The 23,503-nt window shown below is 61.5% G+C and carries 12 protein-coding genes, 1 tRNA gene and 1 pseudogene; 7 read left to right on the forward strand and 7 right to left on the reverse strand.

Translation table 11 applies throughout. From position 1 onward, the window contains the following. Positions 1-159: 159 nt before the first annotated feature. The gene (locus tag PCO31010_RS23010) at positions 160-1,074 is read right to left on the reverse strand and encodes a LysR substrate-binding domain-containing protein (protein ID WP_150666429.1); all 915 of its coding nucleotides are present in this window, start codon (positions 1,072-1,074) and stop codon (positions 160-162) included. 301 nt (positions 1,075-1,375) lie between these two features. Beyond that, positions 1,376-1,984 carry a short chain dehydrogenase gene (locus PCO31010_RS23015; RefSeq protein WP_150666314.1) on the reverse strand — a complete coding sequence of 203 codons (609 nt, stop codon included), beginning with the start codon at positions 1,982-1,984 and terminating at the stop codon, positions 1,376-1,378. Between the two features lie 122 nt (positions 1,985-2,106). On the opposite strand from PCO31010_RS23015, the gene PCO31010_RS23020 reads away from it, so the two are divergent. Further along, positions 2,107-3,057, forward strand: coding sequence for a LysR family transcriptional regulator (locus PCO31010_RS23020; protein WP_246184750.1), 951 nt, complete (start codon positions 2,107-2,109; stop codon positions 3,055-3,057). A 44-nt stretch (positions 3,058-3,101) separates the two neighbouring features. Here PCO31010_RS23020 and PCO31010_RS23025 read toward each other — a convergent pair. Then, positions 3,102-3,186, reverse strand: a tRNA-Leu gene (locus tag PCO31010_RS23025). Positions 3,187-3,465: 279 nt separating this feature from the next. Between PCO31010_RS23025 and rnr the strand changes: the two are divergent. Beyond that, positions 3,466-5,694: pseudogene (rnr, locus tag PCO31010_RS23030) on the forward strand (ribonuclease R); the annotation flags it as partial. Between the two features lie 632 nt (positions 5,695-6,326). After that, positions 6,327-7,097, forward strand: coding sequence for a 23S rRNA (guanosine(2251)-2'-O)-methyltransferase RlmB (rlmB, locus tag PCO31010_RS23035; protein WP_046291687.1), 771 nt, complete (start codon positions 6,327-6,329; stop codon positions 7,095-7,097). Between the two features lie 57 nt (positions 7,098-7,154). On the opposite strand, the gene PCO31010_RS23040 is transcribed toward rlmB, so the two are convergent. Beyond that, positions 7,155-10,670, reverse strand: a complete 3,516-nt coding sequence (locus tag PCO31010_RS23040) for a cell envelope integrity TolA family protein (RefSeq protein WP_150666317.1) — start codon at positions 10,668-10,670, stop codon at positions 7,155-7,157. A gap of 159 nt (positions 10,671-10,829) precedes the next feature. On the opposite strand from PCO31010_RS23040, the gene PCO31010_RS23045 reads away from it, so the two are divergent. Beyond that, positions 10,830-14,090, forward strand: a complete 3,261-nt coding sequence (locus tag PCO31010_RS23045) for a hypothetical protein (RefSeq protein WP_150666318.1) — start codon at positions 10,830-10,832, stop codon at positions 14,088-14,090. A gap of 65 nt (positions 14,091-14,155) precedes the next feature. On the opposite strand, the gene tal is transcribed toward PCO31010_RS23045, so the two are convergent. Then, positions 14,156-15,106, reverse strand: a complete 951-nt coding sequence (gene tal / locus PCO31010_RS23050) for a transaldolase (RefSeq protein ID WP_150666319.1) — start codon at positions 15,104-15,106, stop codon at positions 14,156-14,158. 147 nt (positions 15,107-15,253) lie between these two features. On the opposite strand from tal, the gene rpiA reads away from it, so the two are divergent. Next, entirely contained in the window at positions 15,254-15,946 is a 693-nt protein-coding gene (gene rpiA, locus PCO31010_RS23055; RefSeq protein WP_150666320.1) for a ribose-5-phosphate isomerase RpiA, read from the forward strand. Positions 15,947-15,961: 15 nt separating this feature from the next. Beyond that, on the forward strand, positions 15,962-17,035 hold the full coding sequence (locus tag PCO31010_RS23060; RefSeq protein WP_150666321.1) for a serine endopeptidase: 1,074 nt from the start codon (positions 15,962-15,964) through the stop codon (positions 17,033-17,035). A gap of 217 nt (positions 17,036-17,252) precedes the next feature. Here the strand turns inward: PCO31010_RS23060 and PCO31010_RS23065 are convergent, their stop codons facing one another. Next, entirely contained in the window at positions 17,253-17,528 is a 276-nt protein-coding gene (locus PCO31010_RS23065; RefSeq protein ID WP_039398907.1) for an oxidative damage protection protein, read from the reverse strand. Between the two features lie 193 nt (positions 17,529-17,721). After that, positions 17,722-19,071 (reverse strand): amino-acid N-acetyltransferase, encoded by a 1,350-nt coding sequence (argA, locus tag PCO31010_RS23070; protein WP_039398905.1) that lies wholly within the window; start codon positions 19,069-19,071, stop codon positions 17,722-17,724. Between the two features lie 44 nt (positions 19,072-19,115). Here argA and hrpA point away from each other — a divergent pair, with 44 nt between their 5' ends. Then, positions 19,116-23,330: an ATP-dependent RNA helicase HrpA gene (gene hrpA / locus PCO31010_RS23075; protein WP_150666322.1), complete on the forward strand. Its 4,215-nt coding sequence runs from the start codon at positions 19,116-19,118 to the stop codon at positions 23,328-23,330. Positions 23,331-23,503 lie beyond the last annotated feature (173 nt).

The raw sequence follows: 23,503 nt of genomic DNA on the forward strand, positions 1-23,503 counted from the left end.
GTGCGTCTACCAATTCCGCCATCTGGGCCCCGTCAGCTCGCTTACTGCTTGCTCGCTGCGAAGAAGTGAGATTATGCCGAGGGTGTTACATGCTGTCAATACTAAGGGGCTAAAAAATTCAAAAATCTTTCACACATCCCCACAACACACCCAAAAACGTCAAGCCGCACGCCCCATATGCTCAGCACGAATCATGTCGATCAGATGCCGTAACCCCGGCAACGTCTGACGCCGACTCGGGTAATACATCGACAACGGCGGCCCATCCACGGCCCACTCCGTCAACACCGCCTCCAACGTGCCATTCGCCAACTCGGCCGCCACGTTGCGCTCCAACACATATCCCAAACCCAAACCACCCAACGCCGCCGCAATCACGCCGTCACTCTCGTTGATGCTCAATGCCCCCGGCACGTCCAACTCCACTGCCGTCGACCCATTGCCCAACTCCCACTTGTACAACGTGTTATCACCCAGCCGCATCCGGATGCAATTGTGTGACATCAAATCCTGCGGCACTTTCGGTCGGCCATGACGCGCAATGTACGCAGGTGAACCCACCACGATCCACTTCAACGCAGGCGTCAACGGCGTCGCAATCATGTCGCCAGGCACCGTGTCGCCGTAACGCATACCCGCGTCGAAACCCTCGGCCACAATGTCCAGCATCCGGTCATCCACCGTGACATCTAGCTCGATGTCCGGATAAGACGCGACAAAGCGGGGCAGGATAGGGTCCAGCAACAATCGCGCCGCATCGCGCGGTACGTTCAGACGCAACCGGCCCGCCGGCGACGCACGATATCGGTCCAATGCGCCAATCGCCGATGCGATCTGCTCAAGGCCCTGCTCCAATTCCTTCGCCAATGCCGATCCCGCCGCCGTCGGCGACACGGAACGACTCGTGCGATTCAATAACTTCACGCCCAGACGCGCCTCAAGATTGCGCATCGCATGACTCAAGGCAGAGGTCGTCACGCCCAACTCAGTGGCGGCCTCCCGGAAACTCTGCCGGCGGCAGATAGTGACAAACACGTTCAAATCGGCAAGCTCGCCGCGAGTGAAGGCAGGCATGTATTTCCCAACAAGTATCAAGCAACAAAAACCAAAAACACCCGACAAGCTCAACGAATTAAGTGTCCGTTGAACAATATTCAATTTTTTATGAGGTAAATTCTACAGATTTCCCTATGCTCTGGAACGACGCCATAGTCGTCGTGACGGAAACGCTACACATTCTCACTACGCGTTGGCTCGGGTGTTTCGGTCTGCGGCACCGCCGATGCGTACGCCGTCGATCAGTGGGGTTCAGGCACGCAAAAAGGGCGATCCGCTGGGAATCGCCCTTGTTTTTTCACGCGGAATGGACGACGGATCAAGCGTCCACGAAAATGACCTGTCCCGTGATGAAGCTGTCGACGCATCGCTCGAATGCCTTGCCAACCAGCGCACCAGGCACCGGCTGATAACCCGGCATCATCTCGCCATATACCGACCAGGCTTCTTCGATGACCGTCGGATTGACAGCGTTAATGCGAATGCCACGCGGTAATTCGTACGCGACACATTTCACGAACGTATCGATCGCGCCGCTCGTCGTGGCGTCCGCAATGCCCTCCGGCATCGGCTTGACGTTCAAAATTCCCGAAATCAAGGTGAACGAACCGCCGTCTTCAATATGGTCGAGACCGACTTTTACGATGTTCATCTGTCCGACAAACTTGCCCTGAATGGTGGCTTCCCACTGCTCATCGGTCATCGATACGAACGGCGCATATTCGCAATGCCCTGCCGCACTCACCACGGCATCGAATTTGCCCACCGACTTGAACAGGGCGCGCAACGATGCCTTGTCCGTCGTGTCGACGCGATAATCGCAACCCTCACCGGAACGGCTGGCCGTGATCACCCGATGATTCCCGAGCCCCTTCATCGCCGCCTGACCGATCTTGCCGCTGGCGCCTATGACGATGACAGTTTTCATTTCTGCTTACCTCGTTTTTTGAAGATGAGGTGGCATCTTAAAAATGGCAGACACCCGCGTAAATCAAGCGCCGGTTGTATCCGTTACAAGGACTCGTTGTGCACAGTATCGACCTCAAACACATGCGCGTTTTCTTGCGGCTGGTGCGTGAGAGGAGCGCTTCCAGAGTTGCTGCGGAAATGGGTATGTCGCAGCAGGCAATTAGTGGATATTTGAAAAGACTTCGCGACGCGCTGCCGCATGAGATCTTCGTTCGGCATAGCACTGGGATTGAGCCGACGGACTTCGCGCTGGATATTGCGCGCAAGTTCGAGCGGATTCTTTCGGATGTGGATGACGTGGTGCTCGCGGATTTTGATCCGGCAGCGCTGGAGCGGAGTGTTGGGATTGTTGCGAATGAGTACGCGCAGCTCTCGATATTGCCGAGGTTTATTGCGAAGGTTCGGGAGGCAGCGCCGAAGGTTTCGGTGCGGGTGATGGACTTTTATCGGGAGACCCACGCGGAACAACTTGAGCGCGGGGATGCGGATATTGCAGTTGGGTTTGCTAAGTTTTTTGATGATTCGCTAGCGCGGGTTTCTCTCGCTGAGGAACGGTACTGCTGCGTGGTGGGGGAACAGTCCGGAATTGTCCGTGGTCTTCGTAATCTCTCCGATGTCGCGATGTTTCCTCGCGTCGATTTCACAGACAGCGCCAGCTATTCCCATGACGCAGTCTCACAATTTCTTGCCGCGCATGACGCACTCATCCCCCCCGTAGCAACGCTCGCTTGCTATACCTCACTTAAACCGTTTCTCGAATTTAATGACGTGGTCGCGTTCGTACCCTCAGCCATCGCCGATGCGTTTCAGTTGACGAAGCTGCAACTGGATTCGATGCCAGAGACGTTTACCACCGCCGTTGGATGGCACCGCAAACGCTCAGGGAATCCGCTGGGGATCTGGCTGAGGGGAATGCTGAAGGAAGCTTTGGAGGACTCGGTCACGTTCCGCGACCCCGGCATCGCTTGCAAGCGATGCCTTTCGAGTCCCCACGCAATGTGCACTGGCACATTGCTTTCTGGGCAAGTATGAAAAAAGCCGATGATCTTTCGATCATCGGCTTTTTTGTATTTTTTTGGTGCCCAGAAGAGGACTCGAACCTCCACGGTGTTACCCGCTAGTACCTGAAACTAGTGCGTCTACCAATTCCGCCATCTGGGCCCCGTCAGCTCGCTTACTGCTTGCTCGCTGCGAAGAAGTGAGATTATGCGGATGCGACGCGGGAGTGTCAACACTTTCGCTCAATAAATTTTCGTTTCTCTCACCCACCTCAACCCCCACGCTCAAATTCCGCACAGGTGGCAGTTTTCATGAGGTTTGCCGTATGATTGTCCCTGACTGTAAGACGCCGCTATTCGCGCATCCTTACAACCCACGGACCGTCGGGCGCATGGTGCGCCACTCGGCCGGACTCAACCGGCACAGTAACGCTACCGACCTTTGAGCAAATATCCCTATCCGATCCCGAGTCGCGAAGAGATCCTCGGTGTCCTGCGCACCGCAGACTCCGCGCTGTCCGCCAACGATATCGCCGAAGCCCTCGCCATCAAGAAGCAAGAACGCGAAGGCTTCTTCAAGCGCCTCGCCGCCATGGAACGTGACGACCAAATTCGTCTCGACCGCCGCGGCTACTATCAGTTGACCCACCCGTCCAATTTCATCGCAGGCCGTGTCATCGGCCACCGCGATGGCTACGGCTTCGCCGTACGCGACGATGACGGCGACGACCTCTTCCTCCCCACCGAGGAAATGAAGAAGGTCATGCACAACGATCGCGTCCTCCTGCGCGTTGCCGGCTATGACCGCCGCGGTCGCCCCGAAGGCCATATCGTCGAAGTCGTCAGCCGCGCCAACACCCATGTCATAGGCCGTCTCCTCAATGAGAACGGCGTCATGGTCGTCGCGCCCGAAGACAAACGCATCAGCCATGACATCCTGATCCCACCCCGCGCCCAAGGCAAAGCGAAGGTCGGACAGGTCGTCTCCGTCGAACTCACCGATTACCCCAGCCGCTATAGCCAGCCCATCGGCCGCGTCTCGGAAGTCCTCGGCGATATCGACGACCCCGGCATGGAAATCGAAATCGCCGTGCGCAAGTACGGCGTGCCTCACCAGTTCTCCGCCGAAGCCCTCGCCGCCGCCGGTGCACTCCCCGACGAAGTCCGTGCCCCCGATCTGCGCCACCGCATCGACCTGCGCGACGTCCCCCTCGTCACCATCGACGGTGAAGACGCCCGCGACTTCGACGACGCCGTCTACTGCGAACCCGCGAAGATCGGCCGTACGAACGGCTTCCGCCTGCTCGTCGCAATCGCCGACGTCTCGCATTACGTCGCGGCTGGCGGCCCGCTCGACGCCGACGCCCTCACGCGCAGCACCTCCGTCTACTTCCCGCGACGCGTCATCCCGATGCTCCCGGAAAAGCTCTCGAACGGCCTGTGCTCCCTTAACCCGGACGTCGACCGCTGCGTACTCGTCTGCGACGCACTCGTCGCACCGAACGGCGAAGTGAAGGCCTATCAGTTCTATCCGGCCGTCATCCATTCCGCCGCACGCCTGACCTACACGGAAGTCGCCGCCGTCCTCGGCAACACGAAGGGCGCCGAAGCACAACGCCGCGCAACGCTGCTGCCGCACCTGCAAAACCTGTACGACCTCTACAAGGTGCTTGCCAAGGCACGCAAGTCGCGCGGCGCGATCGAGTTCGATTCGACGGAGACGTATATCGTCTGCAACGCGCAAGGCAAGATCGAGCAGATCCTCCCGCGTACGCGCAACGATGCCCACCGCCTCATCGAGGAATGCATGCTCACAGCCAACGTCTGTGCAGCCGACTTCCTCAAGCGTCACAAACAACCCGGCCTGTATCGTATTCACGCAGGCCCCTCGGGCGAACGCCTCCAGGTGCTGCGCACCTTCCTCAAGACGCTCGGGCTCTCGCTCGGTGGTGGGGACGAACCGGCCACGTCCGACTACTCGGAACTGATGACGCAAATCGAGTCCCGGCCCGATGCGCCCATGCTCCAGACGATGCTCCTGCGCTCGATGCAGCAGGCCGTCTACAGCCCGGACAACATCGGCCACTTCGGTCTCGCGTACCCGGCTTATACCCACTTCACCAGCCCGATTCGTCGTTATCCGGACTTGCTCACGCACCGCGCCATCAAGGCCATTCTCGCGGGCAAGAAGTACGAGCCGGAAATCCCCGCCGGTGTCGAGCTGACGACGGGCCTCTCGCCCCACGCACGCAAGCTGCAAAAGGACGACGACAAGAACAAGAAGTCGCCGAGCGCGAAGAAGCGCGACGCCATCTGGGACGAACTCGGCCTGCATTGCTCCGCCAACGAACGCCGCGCAGACGAAGCGTCCCGCGACGTCGAAGCCTGGCTCAAGTGCTACTTCATGCGCGACAAGCTCGGCGAGGAGTACGGCGGCACGGTCAGCGCCGTCACGTCGTTCGGCATCTTCGTGCAACTCGACGATCTCTTTATCGAAGGCCTCGTGCACGTCACGGAACTGGGCAGCGATTATTTCCAGTTCGACGAAGTCCGCCACGAACTGCGCGGCGAACGCACCGGTATCCGCTATCGACTCACCGACCGCGTGCGCGTGCAAGTCAGTCGCGTGGATCTGGACGCCCGCAAGATCGACTTCCGCCTCGTGCGCGAACCGAACGCCCGCTCGCTCGCGAAGACGTCCGGCCGCAGCGAACGCGGCGGTGCCCCGGTGCCGACGCCCGCCGCCGGCACGCCCGGCATCGCAGGCTCCGCCAGCGCCGGCCCGACCATCCGTCAACTGCCCAAGGGCGGCGCACTGCTCAACGGCGTGCAGCCCGCACCGGCCGGCAAGCGGCCCGCCAAGCCCAAGTCCGCGAAGGTGAAAGCCGCGCGTGCCGAGCGCGGCGCAGCCCCCGCGAAGCACAGCGGTAGCGGCAAGGCACCGGCAAAGCGACAGGGTGGACAGGGTGGACAAGGTGGTCAGGGCGGTCAGGGCGGTCAGGGCGGCCCCGGTGGTCAGACGAAGAAGCCGCGTCGCTAATCGATGCGCGTGCCGTGCACAGCCCCTGCGCTGCGCATGGCACGATGCATCGAACGACGGTGCAGTGAGCGGTTTGCAGTAAGATGGGCGCCTTTGCCGGAAATCACCGGCATCCGGTACCCGCGATGGATTGCGGCGGCGGCGGCCCATGTGGCTCCCGCCGCCGTCGTGCTTTAGGCGACGACAGTTGTGCGTGAGGCAAGCGGCAGCATCCCCCGTCACGGCAACAGACGCCACGGCACACGCTATTTTGAGGAAATGAAATGAGTAAATTGAAAATGCTGTTCGGCTTCCATGCCGTGACCGCACGCCTGCGTCACGACGCCACCAGCGTCAAAGAGATCTACTACGACCCGACCCGTCGCGACCGTCGTATGACGGATTTCCTCAAGGCCGTGGAGTCGTACAAGAACGCACCTGGCGTCAAGATCAAGCTGGTTCAGGCGGATGGCAAGCGTCTCGACGGCATGACCGGCACGTCGCGCCATCAGGGCGTTGTGGCGCAGGCAGAGGAAATCTCGCTGGCCCTCAATCTCGACGAGTTGCTCGACGGCATCTCGGGCGACCCGCTGCTGCTGATCCTCGACGGCGTGACCGATCCGCACAACCTCGGCGCCTGCCTGCGCGTGGCCGATGGTGCGGGCGCGCACGCCGTGATCGCCCCGAAGGACCGTGCAGTCGGTCTGAATGCGACGGTGGCCAAGGTCGCCAGCGGTGCGGCGGAGACGGTCCCGTACATCATGGTGACGAACCTCGCGCGCACGTTGCGCGAACTCAAGGACCGCGGCATCTGGGTGGTCGGCACCTCCGACGACGCGCCCGCCGATATCTACGGCACGAAGCTCACCGGCCCGATGGCGATCGTCATGGGCGCGGAAGGCGAGGGCATGCGCCGCCTCGTGGGCGAGACGTGCGACGAACTGATGAGTATTCCGATGGCTGGCGGCTGCGAAAGCCTTAACGTGTCGGTGGCAAGCGCCGTGTGCCTTTACGAGGCCGTGCGTCAGCGCAAGGTCGCGGTCAAGGGCAAGTAAACATTGCACCGCCCTCTGGCAGGCATTGAGGCTGCCGAGGGCGATCCTGCGATGAGGTCATTGTTTTGACGTCAGCGCCACTTTGGCGTGCGACCCGGAGGCCTCGCCAGTCTTTTTCGCGTCACCGATAGGACCGGATTCGACTTTGAGTCGCTCAAGGGCACCGATCTCGCCGTATCGCAAGATGGAAAGCTTGGTTTCAAAATGCGACTCGGTGCACACATCGTCCGAAGGGCGACCGCTTCTCCCCCCGGCGCTGGTGTTAGCCTGCTTCCTTGCGGCGATTCGCTCTTTGACAATCGCCACCGCGCGCATGCGGGCTTGTCGTTTAGCGTCGTCTGTTGCCGCCCGGATCCTGTCTCTCGCAATTCTTTCTGTAGCCTCCCGGGCTTCGCGCTGACTTTTGATGATCGCCGCCTTTTTGGCGTCCTCCATCGCTTTGCGATTTGCGTGCGTCGTCGCCCGTATTGCGGCTTGGCGAGCTTCCTCTTTGGCGCGATCTTGTGCCTGTACTCTGGCGTAATTCGATGTGGAAGCTACCGCCTGCTGCGCCTCTGTACGCGCCTTGGTGGCCGCCTCTGCACGCGCCCAGGCGGCAGCATGTTCGGCGGCTCGCGCTGCTTTGCGGGCCTCCCTGTCGCTGACGATTCGGGCCTCGGTGCTGAGCTTAGACTCAATTTCAGGCTGTTCACCACTGGGGCTTGGTGTCCCGCGAGGCACGTCGTCGGCGAGCAACGCCGCATATCGGGTGCTAGCCGATGTCAGGTGCTCACGGTACGTCGCAGCCATCTGTTCTTCCGTCGCATTGGGGTGTCGGTACAAATGCTCTCCGTAGCGCCGAATCGTCTCATCGATGATTTCACGAATGGCGGGCCCTCTGAGTTCGGTCAGATGTCTGCCGAGTCTCGGCCCAACGCTCGCAAGCACGCTTTGCGTAATTTCGGAGGGTGGCGATTCTCCGGGAAGCTCCTTTCGCCAGGCTTCGTTGACTGTCGTCGTGACCATGTCTCTCAATTTGCGCTGTTCGCCGACTGTCATCGTCGGCATCGCCTCACTCAGCGCGCTTCGCAGACGTTCCCGTTCCAACTCGATCACGCTTTCTTCGGAGATCACCCTGCGGATCGCCTCGAGCACTTCGGGGATCGGTTTTCGTGCCCTATAGGAACGATCCATTTTGGCGGGAGCGTGACGAGAGACTTTGAAATAACGCAGCACCCGAAGGTGCACTGCCTTCAGAAGGCCGCTCACGCGACGCGCATTCGTGAGCGACGGGTTCAGGTCATCTTGCTTCAAAAGGTAATACACCTGATCCAAATGATTCCCACGCGTGGTCGAGCGTGCACTCAACAGCTCCTGCCAGAAGCTGCGAAGGTGTTGGTTCGCCCTGGCGAGCAGAATCGATTGCAACGCTTCGGCCGAGATGCCCGAAAGCGTGAGTTCTCGCATCAACGTGCACCAGGCGCGTGCCAGGTATTGGTCGTTACGTATTCGATAGCCGACCAGGGCGACGTAGATCTTGCCTTCGTCGGAACGAAGCATGGCAACGGTATCGTGGGCGAATGTGGCTTCCTCACGGATGAGCGACGCTAGTAAGTGCAGATACAGCGCGTTGGCAACGGGGTAAATGTTCGGGCGTGCTGGAGACATTGACGAGATGCGAAGTGTGCTCGAAATCACGCCGAGCATCTCCGGTGCCAGTAGTGTCCTCGACACTTCGTGCAGCGTCGCGTAATCGTCGTTGATGAGCGCATCGCGCATCCGGTTGGCGGAGGTGGCCAGCTGTTTGAGCATACGAATTCGACGATCTTCGCTGTTCCGACTCATGACACCGTAGTCGCGGTGATAGACAAAGCTGATGTCCTGGCCCGCGAACTTTCCGATTAAGCGGAGGGCCACTGCACAAGAGTCGCAAGTATCGAGAAGGCTGTTGAAATGAATGCTCGTGATGATCGGGTCATCTCGCATGTCGTGCTCGATGACCGCCGCGATAATCTGCTCGGCGTCGCGAAATCGCTCGGGTTGCCGGGCGCTGGGCGTGGTTAGGGTGGGCAGATTGATTCGTGCCCGTGAGGGGCCCGGCGCGTTGGAGATTTTCGTGATCCGCTCGAGTCGCCGTTTCGCATCGATGTAAGTGATGTCGCCAATAGTGACGGCATCCTCGTCGCCTATGGCCTCATGGATGTGCAGCCGCAAGCCTTCGAGGCGTTCGCTGTCCGAAGTGGCAAAGTAGACATTGACGCCGGACTCGGCGCCGACCACCGCAAACGCGAGGTTGCCATTCATTAAATGCGTTCGTATGTCGGCAACGCCCGCATCGTGAGAAAGGTTCCATTGGCCGTTCTCCTTGAATACCAGATCGTCCCCCAACAGGGTCCTGTAGATATCCAGATCGCGTTTGTGGAAATAGGGGTCAAAGCGTTGACGACTGCGCAAGTCCGCACGGCAGTCCTCGACATAGCTCGTAAGATCGACGGGGGACGTGAGTGTTTCTAACGCTGCGCGTACCGCCTCCATTTCGGGGGAGCCTGCGCGTTGCGTAAAACCGCGCGCCACGTTCACTGCTGTGATCGGCGGGTTCTTCATCATGGCGTCGGTTTTGAGCCGACGCTTAAACGCCAGGTATTTCTCGATTTTTTGCTGATCGTTCCGGTTGTCCGAGTCGAGTCGTCGAAGGCGCACCTGGGTGGCGCCGGGAGAAAGGGTACTCGTGGCGTAGAAGACCTCCGCATCGACACGAACGACGATATTTCCGATGTTCATGAGATGTACCCCGACCACCGATTTTTCAAACGGCACGCCGTCGACGATATTCGACAGTTCTACGCTAACGAGCTTCGCATCGGCCTGCCCTTCACCGGATTCGACTTTGTTCTGCGAGACCACGCCAGAGATGTAGGGGCGGTATTGGGGCTTGGGGGGCAACCCAAAATATCGCGCACCGCGTGCGGATAACGCACTCGGCCGTAAGTCGTTCTTCGACACCGTGGCGAACAGTCCCCCGATGGCAAAGAAGGCGCGCGCTTCGTGCCTTTTGTCTGTCGGTACTGCGCTCTCCGAGACATGACGCCTCCGCTCGGGTAAAGAGGCCGGAACAACGCTGATTTCCGAGATCGATGATGGTGTACGGGACAGTCGCTTGGGAAGGTCGTCGTTGCTGGTGGCCACATCGGGGGCGGTGGGTGTTTCCCACGTGTGCATAAGGTCGGTGACGCGAGTGAGAGAGTTGCTTGCCTTCAAACTCGGCCAGGTCCGTGCGGAGGCGGGCACGCTGTTCGACGTGTCGGTGGAGGCGATGAAGTCGCTGCTCGGGCGAGTCCGGAGCGAGGTGGCGTCGAGTTCATCTGACGGTCCGCGCAAGGGCGTTGGAGGGGGGGTGTCGATCGAACCTGGGCGCATGAATGGCTTGGCGCTTAGCGCCCTGCGGCAGATTGGCTTCGAACCTCGCTCGAAAGCCGCTTGCTGCGCGCCGGGCGTTGCTATGGCGCCTGACGAGTTGAGAACAACGCAAATGTCCGCCTCGCCCCCACCGATGACTTTCAAAATTGGCTTGGATGCCTGGCGTGAACTGCTCACGCCAGGGCGCACAGCGATTTATGGAAGGCCTTAGCCCTGCGCGACCCTAGTGTCACAAGTACCTCCACCCAAGAGCCGAAAAGCGGCGCTGACACTTTGCCTACCATCGATCAAACTTTCGCAGTGGCCGGTCCCTCGTCGCGACGAGTGGCGGCCGACATGCTCGACAATCCCCCGCATGGCGCCACGCCGCGTCGGGAATCGAGGGAGTTCGTCCGACCACACACCGATGCCGCCTCGCCCAACCGAACTCCCGTGTGGCCGAAACTGGTCACGAGTAAATCTCCGCGAAAGATCAGCGATTTTGGCACGCCGCCCAAAGCGGTGCGTCAGCTCCTTCAGTCGCCTCTCGCGACCCACATCACCTCGGCGTTATCGCGTTTTCGCGTCAGCCCTGCGTCGCCCCTGTCGCGTGCGCTGGAGACAGTGCCGGGCCCATCGCGTGATGTTGTAGACGGCGGCGACAAGCATGCGAGTCCGATAGGGCTGTTTGTCCACAATCAGCAATACGTCAGAGTCAATCCCTCAGGCTCTCGACTTAGCGCATTCTCTTCGGAGGACGCCAACGCAATGGGCCTTCCACCAACACCGGCCTTCAATGATTCGATCAAAGGAAGGATTTCAAGCGAACTTCCCACGCCGAGTTCCGCCAATACCGGCTCGACGGGAGATGAGGGCGCGTCGCGTCCTGAACCCTCGTTGGTGCCGCTCGTGCTTTCCGACATCGTGCAAGGCGTGCCATTCGAAAAAGAAATCTTTGGGGCGCGGATTCCGGGCACGACATCGACCGTGGTTGTCCAGGTGGAGCCGGATCGCTTTCATTCCTCACGCATGCGGCAGGACCATACCGGGCAGGTGACCTTCGATTGGCTGGATCCCCGAGTCCCGGAAGACGAACGTTTGATCGAGCAGTTTCGGGAGATCAAGCATCAAATCAAAACCGATACCGCCGAACTCCATTGCACGGAGAGCTTTCGCAACGTGGTTCATCAGCTTGAGGCTGAACAAGTTCGTTCAGGCAAAACGCGGCCGTCATCCGCTGTTGCCGACGACGCCTACCGGATATTTACCTCGGAGCAAGCGCAGCGAAAATTCGTCGATGGCAGCAAGGCCAGCATGTCGCGCCGTGACGTATTCAACGCCGAGCGCGACGAATTCGATCTGGCCGTTTATCGAACGGTGCTCGGATCGGATCTGGTGTTTGAAACCGATGGCGAGTGGAACATTGAGAACCCCGCAGGGGTTGCGGACCTGAAATCGAGTTTGCGCGAAAGCAACTTTGCATTTGCCGCCGCCGATACTACCGCAGGCCGCAAAGTCTATTTCTCGTTGTCAGGAGGCGCTCGCGTAGACGGCCTGAAGCTCGCAATACACGAATCGATGGGCGACGCCGACGAGATCAGTATCGACGATCTCACCTTTATCGATGCCAAGCGCCGTCTGGCAAAGTACACCCGTGGAACACCGGACGCGACGGGCCAGTCCAGTGTGCAGATGAACTTGCCGGTGCTGGACCCCGAATGCAATACGAACATCGACCGACGATACGATGCCGAGCAGATTCTCGCCGCGGTCATCGCTCGCGAAGCGCGTGAGCATCCCGTCACCGGCAGCATTCACGTCAACACGCTGCTCGACGCCTGTGATTCATGCGCCGGTGCGCTGGGGATGCTGCAAACGCGGACGAACCAGCCGGTCAGCGTCGTTTATCACCGCGATTATGGCGTCACGACCGCGAACAGTCGTAATCCGGCAGTCCGAGCCCTGCAGGAATTCAGCGCCTCGATCAACGAACTCCACGGACATCTCATTACTGGGAATTTTGCGCAGATGTACAAGGTCGGCCGTCGCCTGCCGACACCGCAGATGCTGGGGGCCTTGACGGATAGTCTTGTTGAGGCCAATGGCAGCTACACGAACACTGCGCAATTGGCGATCTACGGCAACAGCTACTATTTGCGCTTGTTAGGGGTTTTGACGCGCACGGAGGTGGTGCGATCTGACAAGGTCTCCGATGCGCTGCTATCCCCGGAAGGCCGCGCTTATGTGTCGATGCTCGGAAGACGTGTGGCCGCAAATCCTATGCTTGCCCGAGCATGGGCGAGTCTCTTGCATGAACTCAAGGAAGCCGGGGTGCCGCGCGACACGCTGCTCGAAGTCTTGTTAAGCAAGCCGAGCGGTAGCGCACGCTGCTTCTATGTTGAACTGCTGCGCGCCCCGCATCTACCACGCGATGGGCGCGACTCGCTGGTCGCGTGGCTCGAGGAGGCCGAATTGGTGCCGGGCATCAGGGAGTTGCCGCACTATGTCAGCTTGCGCCGGACGTTGACGTTGGCAACGCGTCTGCTCATTCAGGTTCAGCCCGCGGAATGCCTTGAGTTCAACGATGTCACGCTCAAAGAGGTCCTCGTCCAGGCGCGCGAAGTGCTTTCCTTGTCCGCACTCGACGCCGCAGACAACCAGCGACTGGCCAATCGACTCCGAGAGGCCATGCCCACGATCACGATCGCAGAGCAGCGGGAGTTTCGCGAGATGATTCACGACACCTTGAAGGAGGAGTGGCAAAAGGTCATTCCCGACACTGAGCCTCCGTCGCACATTGCCACAACCCTGATCGATGACCTGGGACCGTCGTATGGCCGTGCCCTCATCGGCGGTCGTAAAGCCGCCGTTGATGCGATCATTGCGCGGCGAACCGCAGCCTACGCCGAGTTCCAGCAGCGTAATCCAACTGCGAGTCAGAAAGCGCTTCAGGATGTGTTCGATGCGCAGGTCCGGGAGGCACGCAAGGAGTATAGGACGGTGCTTTCCGGAGCCAGTGATGCCGCGTCGGAAAACTTGACGACATCGGCAAGTCGGGCGGTGCAAAGCGTGAAAACCACCCTGGCCAAACAGCAGGTTCGACAACAAGTCGAGGATGCGGCGCAAGCGGCGCGAAGCGAAGCGGCCGCAAGCGCCAAATCTCAGGCCGAACAAGCATCGAGCAGCGCGGCGAAATACGCCGCCGAACGTGAGGCAAAGTCCATGGCGCTGGACGCTGCAAGAGTGGCATCGCTTCAGGCTTATACCGAAGCAAATAAAGCGGCGAAGCAGAAAGCGGAAGCGCATGTTCGAATCGACATAGCGGCCTACGCCCGATATTCGGTGAAGCACGAAACGAAGAAAGCTGCCCGGGAGTTTACGAGGGAGTATCTTAAAAAAGAGGCTGCCGCCAGGAGCGAAATAGAGATCCATCGTCTGAATGCACGGCTGGAAGCCTTGAGGGCAGATCCGAGAGACGTGGAGTTTCAGGGAAGACTGAATGCGCTAAGAGGGTTGCCGACGCCCAACGAACTTGAGATTAGATTTGCGATGTTGCGCGCCCCAGAACCGTGCAGCTCCAAGCTCTCATCGGGACACGCCTTCGAGCCTGCCCGATAAGGCGGACTGCGCCGGCTGTCGCGATGGCGGGCCGCGGTCGTTTGTCGACCGGGGCCCGCCGGACCTTAGCGTGCTGCGTCGATCAGCGCTTCGAGCTTGATGGCATCGGCCGCAAATGCGCGAATGCCTTCCGCGAGTTTTTCGGTGGCCATCGCATCGTCGTTGAGGGCGAAGCGGAACGACGGCTCGTCCGTCTTAACGCGTGCGATGTCGGCCGAGCGCGCGTCCTTCACATCGAGCTGACGTTTGACCTCGCCTTCGGTCGTGCGCAGTTGTTCCAGCAGGGCAGGGCTGATCGTCAGCAGATCGCAGCCGGAGAGCGCCAGAATCTGGCCGGTGGACCGGAAGCTTGCGCCCATCACTTCCGTGTCGTGGCCGAAGTGCTTGTAGTAGCGATAGATGGCCGATACCGAACGCACGCCCGGATCATTGACACCAGCGTTCGCCGCTTCGTCCCAGTTCGCACCGGCCGACTTCTTGTACCAGTCGTAAATGCGTCCGACGAACGGCGAAATGAGCCGGGCCCCGGCTTCGGCGCACGCGGCGGCCTGCACCAGCGAGAACAGCAGCGTCATATTGCAGCGGATCTTGTCGCGCTCCAGAATCTCGGCGGCGCGAATGCCTTCCCACGTCGACGCGATTTTGATCAGCACGCGATCGCGTTCGATGCCTTCGGCTTCGTACATGGCGATGAGCTTCCGGGCGCGCGCGACGGTGCCTGCGGTATCGAACGACAGACGGGCGTCCACTTCCGTGGAGACGCGGCCCGGCACGATATCCAGAATCTCTTTGCCGAAGGCGATCAGCAGACGGTCGATGATCTCGTCCGTCGACTCGGCGCGGTGCTCGCCGACCACACGCGTGAGGATCGGGCGATAGGCGTCTTTCTGGACGGCGCCGAGGATCAGCGAGGGATTGGTGGTGGCGTCTTGCGGCTTGTAGGCATCCATCGCCTGAAAGTCGCCCGTGTCGGCAACGACGATGGTGTGACGCTTGAGTTGATCGAGCAGATTCATGAGAGCGGCCTTGCGAGAGAAGCACTGCGTGACATGACATCCGGCGCGGGGCCGGAACAGCAAGACGGGGGCGGGATGACGAAAAACGGCGCGTCACGCCCGACTCCGGTAAACTTCCGACTTTACCAAACTTTGCCGGAATTCCCCATGACCCAGGACGAACTCAAACGCCTGGTCGGCCAGGCTGCTGCCGACTATGTGAACCAACACGTGCCCGAGGGCAGCGTGATCGGCGTGGGCACCGGGTCCACCGCCAACTGCTTCATCGATGCGCTCGCGGCCCATAAGGACCGGTATCGCGGCGCGGTCTCCAGTTCCGAAGCAAGCACCGAGCGTCTGCGCAAGCACGGCATCGAAGTGTTCGATCTCAACCAGATCGACAGCCTGCCCGTCTACGTCGACGGTGCGGACGAAATCAATGCGCTTGGCCACATGATTAAGGGCGGTGGCGGCGCACTGACGCGCGAGAAGATCGTCGCGTCGGTGGCGAAGGAATTCGTCTGCGTGGTCGATGCCTCCAAGGAAGTGGCCGTGCTGGGCGTCTTCCCGTTGCCGGTCGAAGTGATCCCGATGGCACAGGCAAGTGTCGCTCGCGCGCTCGAAGCGCTGGGCGGCAGCCCGCAGGCGCGCGTGCGTGCCGACGGCAGCCCGTACATGACCGACAACGGTTGCGCTATTCTGGATGTGCATGGGTTGCAGATTCTCGACCCGGTGGCGTTCGAGACGAAGGTCAACCAGATCCCCGGCGTGGTGACGGTGGGCCTGTTTGCGCAGCGCGGTGCGGACATTACGCTCATGGGTACGTCCGAAGGCGTGCGCACCATCGACTATAAAAACTGATCCCGGGAGGGCAGGATGGCTGGATCGCGTCGTCTCCCTGAAACCTGGTTCCGCCGTGGCCTGTGGCTGATCGCCGTGTTGTTCGCGGCGTTCCTCATTGGGCTTGGCGGTCTTGTCGTCGACAAATTGCCGGGCGTAGCGCCTGCGCCGACGCTCGATTCCTTCGTTGACCGGGCGCAGGCTGAACGTGCCGACGCCGCTATCAAACAGGCGCAGACACAGCAAGAAGACGTCGGCGCCCAATTGGAGACTGCGCGTTTGCAGCTCAAGGCGCGCAGTACTGCTTACCGCAATGCGCGCGAGTCGTTCAACGACTGGGTGGCGACGCGAACTGCGACGGCGCAAGCCAGTCAGGACGCCGAACTCGTCTCCCGCACCCACGCCCTCGACACGCTCAAGACTGCGGAGCGCGACGCGCAAACGCAGGTCGACACGCTTGAATCGAAACAGTTGGATGCGCAGCGTGCCGTGCAGGCGGCCCGTACAAAGCGCGTCGCCCTCGACGTGACGGCAGGTGAGCAACTGGCGGCGATTCAGCGCTCGCAGGAACTCAAGGTCTTCGGCATCCGCTTGGCGCTGACACTGCCGTTGCTGGCGATCGGTGGCTGGTTGTTCGTGCGTCAGCGCAAGAGTACGTGGTGGCCGTTCGTCTGGGGCTTTATCTTCTTCGCGCTGTTCGCGTTCTTCGTCGAGTTGGTGCCGTACCTGCCGGATTACGGCGGCTATGTGCGATATCTCGTCGGGATTGTGTTGACGGTACTGATTGGCCGGTACGCCATCGTGTCGTTGCAGCGTTATCTGGCGCGACAAAAAGCGGAAGAGCAACTGCCGGACGAGCAGCGTCGCAAGACGTTGTCATACGATCTGGCGCAGGCAAGGCTGGCGAAGTCGGTATGTCCGGGGTGTGAGCGGGCGGTGAAGCTGGACGATCCGACGCGGGATTACTGCGTGCACTGTGGCATCTGTCTGTTCGACCACTGTGGCACGTGCAAGACGCGGAAAAATGCGTTTGCGCATTTCTGCCATCAATGTGGTGCGCGGTCGACGGGTGTGAATGCCGATCCGCAGTCGCAAGCGAATCCCGCGTAGTAGAAAGATGGACGGTCGACCCCCGTACATCGGGCGGTCAGCAGAACAGACAAAGGGCACATGCCGGTGGCATGTGCCCTTTGTCGTTGTGGCATACGTCCCGAGGAGAAGTACTGAGGGCGTATGCGGGGCGGATCGGTGCCCTGTTCTGGAGCGAGTTGGGTTTATGTCTGAGCGCCGGAATAGGGTGCCGATCCGCCCGGAGGGAGGTTTTAGCTCACTCCGAAGGCGGCGGCACGTAACCTTGAGCGACATCGGCACCGTCGCCGAAGAAGTACTTCTCGGTTTGCTTCACGAGGTACTGACGCGCACGGGGATCGGCCATGTTCAGGCGGTTCTCGTTGATCAGCATGGTTTGTTGCTTGAGCCATCCGGCCCAGGCTTCTTTCGAGACGCTTTCCCAGAGGCGTTTGCCGAGTTCACCGGGCATCGGGGGGAAATCGAGACCTTCGGCTTCGGTGCCGAGTTTGATGCATTGAACCATGCGGGCCATGAGGGAACTCCTTCGTGATCGTCGAGTGTAGTGTGAATGGGGGCAGCGCGTTGGTGGCGGGAGGGGGGCGAGGGAAAGCTCGCGAAAGTCACGTCCCGAGGGCCAACGATGGCGGCCGAAAACCGGATATGGGGGCAGGGACGCGGGATGCAAGGGATAGAGCCGAGCAACACGCGGGACCTGCCCGCCCTGATTACAGCTTCTTGATGAGCACCAGCGAGCGGCGCTGCCAGTTGTATAGGCGGCGGCGGTCGGCGGGCAGATCGTCGACACCTGCTTTGACGAAGCCGCGCTTGAGGAACCAGTGTTCCGTGCGGGTCGTGAGCACGAACAGGCGTTCCAGACCGCGGGCACGGGCGCGTTGCTCGATGTGTTTGAGCAGGCGTTCGCCGTCGCCTGAGCCTTGCGCTTCCGGATCGACCGTCAGGCAGGCCATCTCGCCGATGCGCTCGGAGGGGTACGGGTAGAGCGCAGCGCAACCGAAGAGGCGTCCATCGTGCTCGATGACCGAGAAGTGGTCGATGTCGCGTTCGAGTTGGTGGCGACCGCGGCGGACCAGCGTGCCGTCCGATTCCAGCGGCTCGATGAGTTGCAGAATACCGCCGACGTCGTCGATGGTCGCTTCGCGCAGGCTTTCCAGATTCTCATACGAGATCATTGTGCCCACGCCATCGTGCGAGAAGAGTTCGAGCAGCATGCTGCCGTCGAGCGAGAACGGCACGATGTGGGCGCGGCCCACGCCAGCGCGGCACGCGCGCGTCGCGTACTTCAGATAGAAGGCCGAGTCGCGATCAATGGTGCCCTGAGACTGCATGCGCTGGGCGTCTTCCAGCGTCAGTTCGCGCTGCAACTCGTTGTATTCATTGAGAACGCCAGGCGTCTCGGTGATGAAGATCAGCTTGTCCGCGCGCAATGCGATGGCGGCGGACGATGCCACGTCCTCCATCGTCAGATTGAACGACTGGCCGGTCGGCGAGAAGCCGAGCGGCGAGAGCAGCACGATCTTGCCGTTGGCGAGCGACAGGCGGATCGACTCGGCGTCGACCTTGCGGACCACGCCTGTGTGCTGGAAGTCCACGCCATCGACGATGCCGACCGGGCGTCCAGTCACGAAGTTACCTGACACGACGCTGATGCGCGCGTTGCCCATCGGCGTGTTCGGCAGCCCCTGGCTGATCGATGCCTCGATATCCAGACGCAGTTCACCCGCGGCTTCCTTCACCGCTTCGAGCGCGGCGGCATCCGTGATGCGCAACTGCTGAGCGAAGTGCGATTCGATATGTCGCAGGCGCATCTGCTCCTCGACCTGGGGTCGCGAGCCGTGCACCAGCACGATATGCATGCCCATGGCGCACAGCAGCGCGACGTCCTGAATCAGGGAGTCGAGTCCACCGGCTGCGACCAGTTCGCCGCCAAAGGCGACCACAAAGGTCTTGTCACGGAAGGCATGGATGTAAGGAGCGACCGAGCGCAGCCAGTCCACGAACTGGGCTTGATGGGCGGTCTCTTCGTCTTGTAGGGCGGGGTCGGGTTCGGTCAGCATGGGTGTACGTGCGCAAACATGCGCAGATTATATAATGCGCGCCCATGGCAAGTGATGAACGAAATCGACAATCTAAGCCCCCGAAGCCGAAAGTGACGGCGCCGGGGCGGACGCGTGCCCAAACAACGAGCACCGCGCAAACCCATAACCCTAAAAAGCCGGGCAAAACGAACGAGCCGCGCGAGCCGCAGACGTCTGCGACGAACGTCACGCAGGGCGGCGGACGCAGTGCGCGCCAGCCGGGCGGACAAGGCGAACAGGGTGGCCGGGGCGACGCCTCGCGCCGCCTATCGCCCGCAGAGCGCGCGGCGCGTGACGCAGAGCGGCTTGCCGCCCGACAGGCCGCCGCCAACCGCGTGCCCGAGATCCAGTTCCCCGAAGCGCTGCCGGTCTCCGGCCGACGCGAGGAGATCGCGCGCGCCATTGCCGGCCATCAGGTCGTGATCGTCAGCGGGGAAACGGGCTCGGGGAAAACGACCCAGTTGCCCAAGATCTGCCTCGAACTCGGGCGTGGTCTGGGCGCAGGCGGCACCGGTCTCATCGGCCACACCCAGCCGCGACGGATTGCCGCATCGGCCACCGCGCGTCGCATTGCTGACGAACTGAACTCGCCGCTGGGCGAAATCGTCGGCTTCAAGGTCCGGTTCAACGACACGCTCTCCAACGGCGCGTCCGTCAAATTGATGACGGACGGGATTCTGCTCGCCGAGACGCAGACCGACCCGCTGTTGCGTGCGTACGACACCCTCATCATCGACGAGGCGCACGAACGCAGTCTGAACATCGACTTTCTGCTTGGCTACCTCAAGCAACTGCTGCCGCGTCGCCCGGATCTGAAGGTCATCATCACCTCGGCGACCATCGACGCCGACCGCTTCGCCCGCCACTTCGGCACAGGCGAGGGCGAGACGCTGCGTCCCGCACCGGTCATCGAAGTGAGTGGCCGTCTGTACCCGGTGGAGGTGCGTTACCGCCCGATTCAGGACGATGTGCGCATTGCGAATGCCGAAGGCCGTGACGGCAGCCGCGCCAGCGCACGCGACCGTGAGCGCGATCTGATGGACGGCATCGTCGACGCGGTCGACGAGCTTTGCCGCGAAGGCTCGGGCGACGTGCTCGTCTTCCTGCCCGGCGAGCGAGAGATTCGCGAAGCGGCCGAGTCGCTGCGCAAGCACCATCCGCCGCACACCGAGATTCTGCCGCTGTTCGCGCGCCTGTCTGCGACCGATCAGGAGCGTGTGTTCAAGCCGTCCAACGCGCGACGCATCGTGCTCGCGACCAACGTTGCGGAAACGTCGCTGACCGTGCCCGGCATCCGCTATGTGGTCGATGCCGGTACGGCGCGTGTGAAGCGCTACTCGTACCGAAACAAGGTCGAGCAACTGCAGATCGAGTCGATCTCGCAGGCGGCGGCCAACCAGCGAGCAGGGCGATGCGGTCGTGTCGCCGACGGCATTTGCATCCGTCTCTATGACGAAACCGACTTCCAGTCCCGCGCACGCTTCACCGACCCGGAAATCCTGCGCTCGTCGCTGGCGGCGGTCATTCTGCGCATGCAGTCGCTGCGACTGGCCAAGGTCGAGGAATTCCCGTTCATCGAACCGCCGCCGGGACGCGCCATCGCCGACGGCTACCAACTGCTGAACGAACTGGGCGCGGTCGACGACACCAACCAGTTGACGCCGCTTGGGCGCGAACTGGCGCGCCTGCCGCTCGACCCGCGCGTGGGGCGCATGATCCTTGCCGCGCGCGATCAGCAGTCGCTGCGCGAGGTGCTGATCATCGCCAGCGGTCTGGCGGTGCAGGACCCGCGAGACCGGCCCATCGAAGCACAGGACGCCGCCGACAACGCGCACAAGAAGTTCGCCGACGAAAAGTCCGAGTTCCTGTCGTGGATCAAGATATGGAAGTGGTTCGAAGAGGCGATTGCGCACAAGAAGTCCAACCGGCTGCTGGCGCAAGCCTGTCGGGAAAACTTCCTGTCGCAGTTGCGTCTGCGCGAATGGCGCGACGTCCATAGCCAGTTGCTCACTGTGGTGCGCGAGCAGGGCTGGCGTCTGAACGAATCGGAAGCGACTTATGAGCAGGTGCATCTGGCGCTGCTCGCGGGTCTGCTCGGCAACATTGGCTGCAAGGCCGACGACGATCCGCATTTCCTCGGCGCGCACGGCATCAAGTTCCACATCTGGCCGGGCTCGTCGCTGGTAAAGAAGGCTGGACGCTGGGTGATGGCAGGCGAACTGGTGGAGACGAGTCGTCTCTACGCGCGTTGCATTGCCCGCATCGAGCCCGAGTGGATCGAGCGTGTGGGCAAGCATCTGGTGAAGACATCGCTGTCCGACGCGCATTGGGAGAAGAAGCCCGCGCAGGTCACCGCTTACGAGCGCGGCACGTTGTACGGCCTGACGATTTACGCGCGGCGACGCATGAACTTCGGTCCGCGCGATCCGCGTCGCGCGCGGGAAATCTTCCTGCGAAGCGCGCTGGTGGAAGGCGAATGGGAGACGAAACTCCCGTTCTTCGCCCACAACCGCAAGCTCATTGCGGATATCGAGCAGCTCGAACATAAGTCGCGCCGTCAGGACGTGCTCGTCGACGACGAACTGATCTACGCGTTCTACGACGCTCACGTGCCCGCCGATTTGTACGACGGCGCGAGTTTCGAACATTGGTATCGGGAGACGGCTAAAGGCTCGCCCAAGCTGCTTTACCTCGTGCGCGACGATCTCATGCGTCACGAGGCGGCGGGCGTCACCACCGACCTGTTCCCGAAGAAGACGGTCATCGCGGGCGTCGAAATGGCGCTCACGTACCACTTCGAGCCCGGCTCACCGCGCGACGGCGTGACGCTCGCTGTGCCGCTCTATGCGCTCAATCAGGTCGACGCACGCCGCTGCGAGTGGCTCGTGCCCGGCATGCTCAAGGAGAAGGCGCATCTGCTGATGAAGTCGCTGCCGCAGAAGTTGCGTCGCCATTTCGTACCGCTGCCGGAGTACGCGGCGGGTTTCCTCGACCGTGCGACGTTCGGTCAGGGCGCGCTGCTCGATGCGCTGATGGCCGACGCGCGCGAGCTGACCGGCGTCATGCTCAAGTCGAGCGACTTCAAGCTCGAAGTGCTCCCGGCGCACTTGTCGATGAACTTCAAGGTCATCGACGAACACGGCCGTCAACTCGGCATGGGGCGCAATCTGGCGCAACTGCGGGCCGAACTCGGCCAGCAGGCGCAACGCACGTTCCAGCAAATCGCAGCCAAGAGCGGCGCGACGCCCACGGGCAACGTGGCCGCCGAGCCGCAAGCGGGCGGCGTGTCGAAGGGTGGGCAGGCTTCCGAAGGGGGCAAGGCAGGCAAGGGCGGTGGCAAGTCGCAGGTGCCCGGTGCTGCACCGGCCGCCGCCGTCGAACCCGGCCGCTACGACAACCTCACGACCTGGAGCTTTGGCGAGTTGCCGGAGATGCTGGAAATTCGTCGGGGCGGGCAGACGCTGTTCGGCTACCCGGCGCTGGTCGACCGAGGGGATCATTGCGATCTCGAAGTGTTCGACGATCCGGACGAGGCGCAGCGCCAGCATCGCGCCGGGCTGCGACGTCTCTTCGCCATTCAGTTGCGCGAGCAGGTGAAGTATCTCGAGAAGAACATCCCCGGCTTGCAGCAGATGGCGATGCAGTACATGGGACTGGGGACGCAGGAAGAACTGCGCGACCAGATCGTCGATCTGTCGCTGGAGCGGGCCTGCCTGCAACTGCCGTGGCCGGGCGATAACGCGTCGTTCGTTGCGCGCAAGGATGAAGGGCGGGGCCGTCTGACGTTGCTCGCGCAGGAAATTGCCCGGCTCGCCGGACAGATCCTCACCGAGTACGCCGCGCTTCAGAAGAAGCTGACGCAGGCCAAGCCGTTCGCGCAGGCGCACGCCGACATGACGGCGCAATTGCAACGTCTGATCGGCAAGCGTTTTCTCATCGACACGCCGTATGCACAGTTGGCGCACTTCCCGCGTTATCTGAAGGCGATGGCGGGGCGCATCGACAAGCTCAAGGCCGATCCGACGCGCGACGCCCGCGCCATGAGCGAACTCGGGCCACTGCTTCAGAACTGGCAACGGGCGACGTCGCAACGCCGTGACTCGCACGACGCGCGGCTCGACGAGTTCCGCTGGCTGCTCGAAGAGCTGCGGGTGTCGCTCTTCGCGCAGGAGTTGCGCACGCCCATGCCGGTGTCGGTCAAACGTCTGCACAAGGTCTGGGAAGCGTTACAGCGCTGAAGGCCGTGTGACCTGGGCATTCGATGGCGTCCGGCAGTCTTGCCGGACGCCATTTTTGTATCCAATCTTCGCGGCTGTTCGCGTAAGTTTGCGTTGTGTCATGAAGTGTTGGAATTGTGTTTCGCCTGATCAAAAAAGTCCGCAGGACGCGGGCTGGGAGGGCGTTCCCGGCC

This window comes from Pandoraea commovens, from assembly GCF_902459615.1.
GTDB lineage: Bacteria > Pseudomonadota > Gammaproteobacteria > Burkholderiales > Burkholderiaceae > Pandoraea > Pandoraea commovens.

What these genes read in the sequence shown, in the direction of transcription:
- tal (WP_150666319.1), bottom strand. Translation starts at nt 15,106, where the DNA reads ATGAATCTGCTCGATCAACTCAAGCGTCACACCATCGTCGTTGCCGAC.
- PCO31010_RS23020 (WP_246184750.1), top strand. Translation starts at nt 2,107, where the DNA reads ATGCGCGTTTTCTTGCGGCTGGTGCGTGAGAGGAGCGCTTCCAGAGTT.
- PCO31010_RS23045 (WP_150666318.1), top strand. Translation starts at nt 10,830, where the DNA reads ATGCTCGACAATCCCCCGCATGGCGCCACGCCGCGTCGGGAATCGAGG.
- rpiA (WP_150666320.1), top strand. Translation starts at nt 15,254, where the DNA reads ATGACCCAGGACGAACTCAAACGCCTGGTCGGCCAGGCTGCTGCCGAC.
- rlmB (WP_046291687.1), top strand. Translation starts at nt 6,327, where the DNA reads ATGAGTAAATTGAAAATGCTGTTCGGCTTCCATGCCGTGACCGCACGC.
- PCO31010_RS23060 (WP_150666321.1), top strand. Translation starts at nt 15,962, where the DNA reads ATGGCTGGATCGCGTCGTCTCCCTGAAACCTGGTTCCGCCGTGGCCTG.
- hrpA (WP_150666322.1), top strand. Translation starts at nt 19,116, where the DNA reads ATGGCAAGTGATGAACGAAATCGACAATCTAAGCCCCCGAAGCCGAAA.
- PCO31010_RS23015 (WP_150666314.1), bottom strand. Translation starts at nt 1,984, where the DNA reads ATGAAAACTGTCATCGTCATAGGCGCCAGCGGCAAGATCGGTCAGGCG.
- argA (WP_039398905.1), bottom strand. Translation starts at nt 19,071, where the DNA reads ATGCTGACCGAACCCGACCCCGCCCTACAAGACGAAGAGACCGCCCAT.
- PCO31010_RS23010 (WP_150666429.1), bottom strand. Translation starts at nt 1,074, where the DNA reads ATGCCTGCCTTCACTCGCGGCGAGCTTGCCGATTTGAACGTGTTTGTC.
- PCO31010_RS23065 (WP_039398907.1), bottom strand. Translation starts at nt 17,528, where the DNA reads ATGGCCCGCATGGTTCAATGCATCAAACTCGGCACCGAAGCCGAAGGT.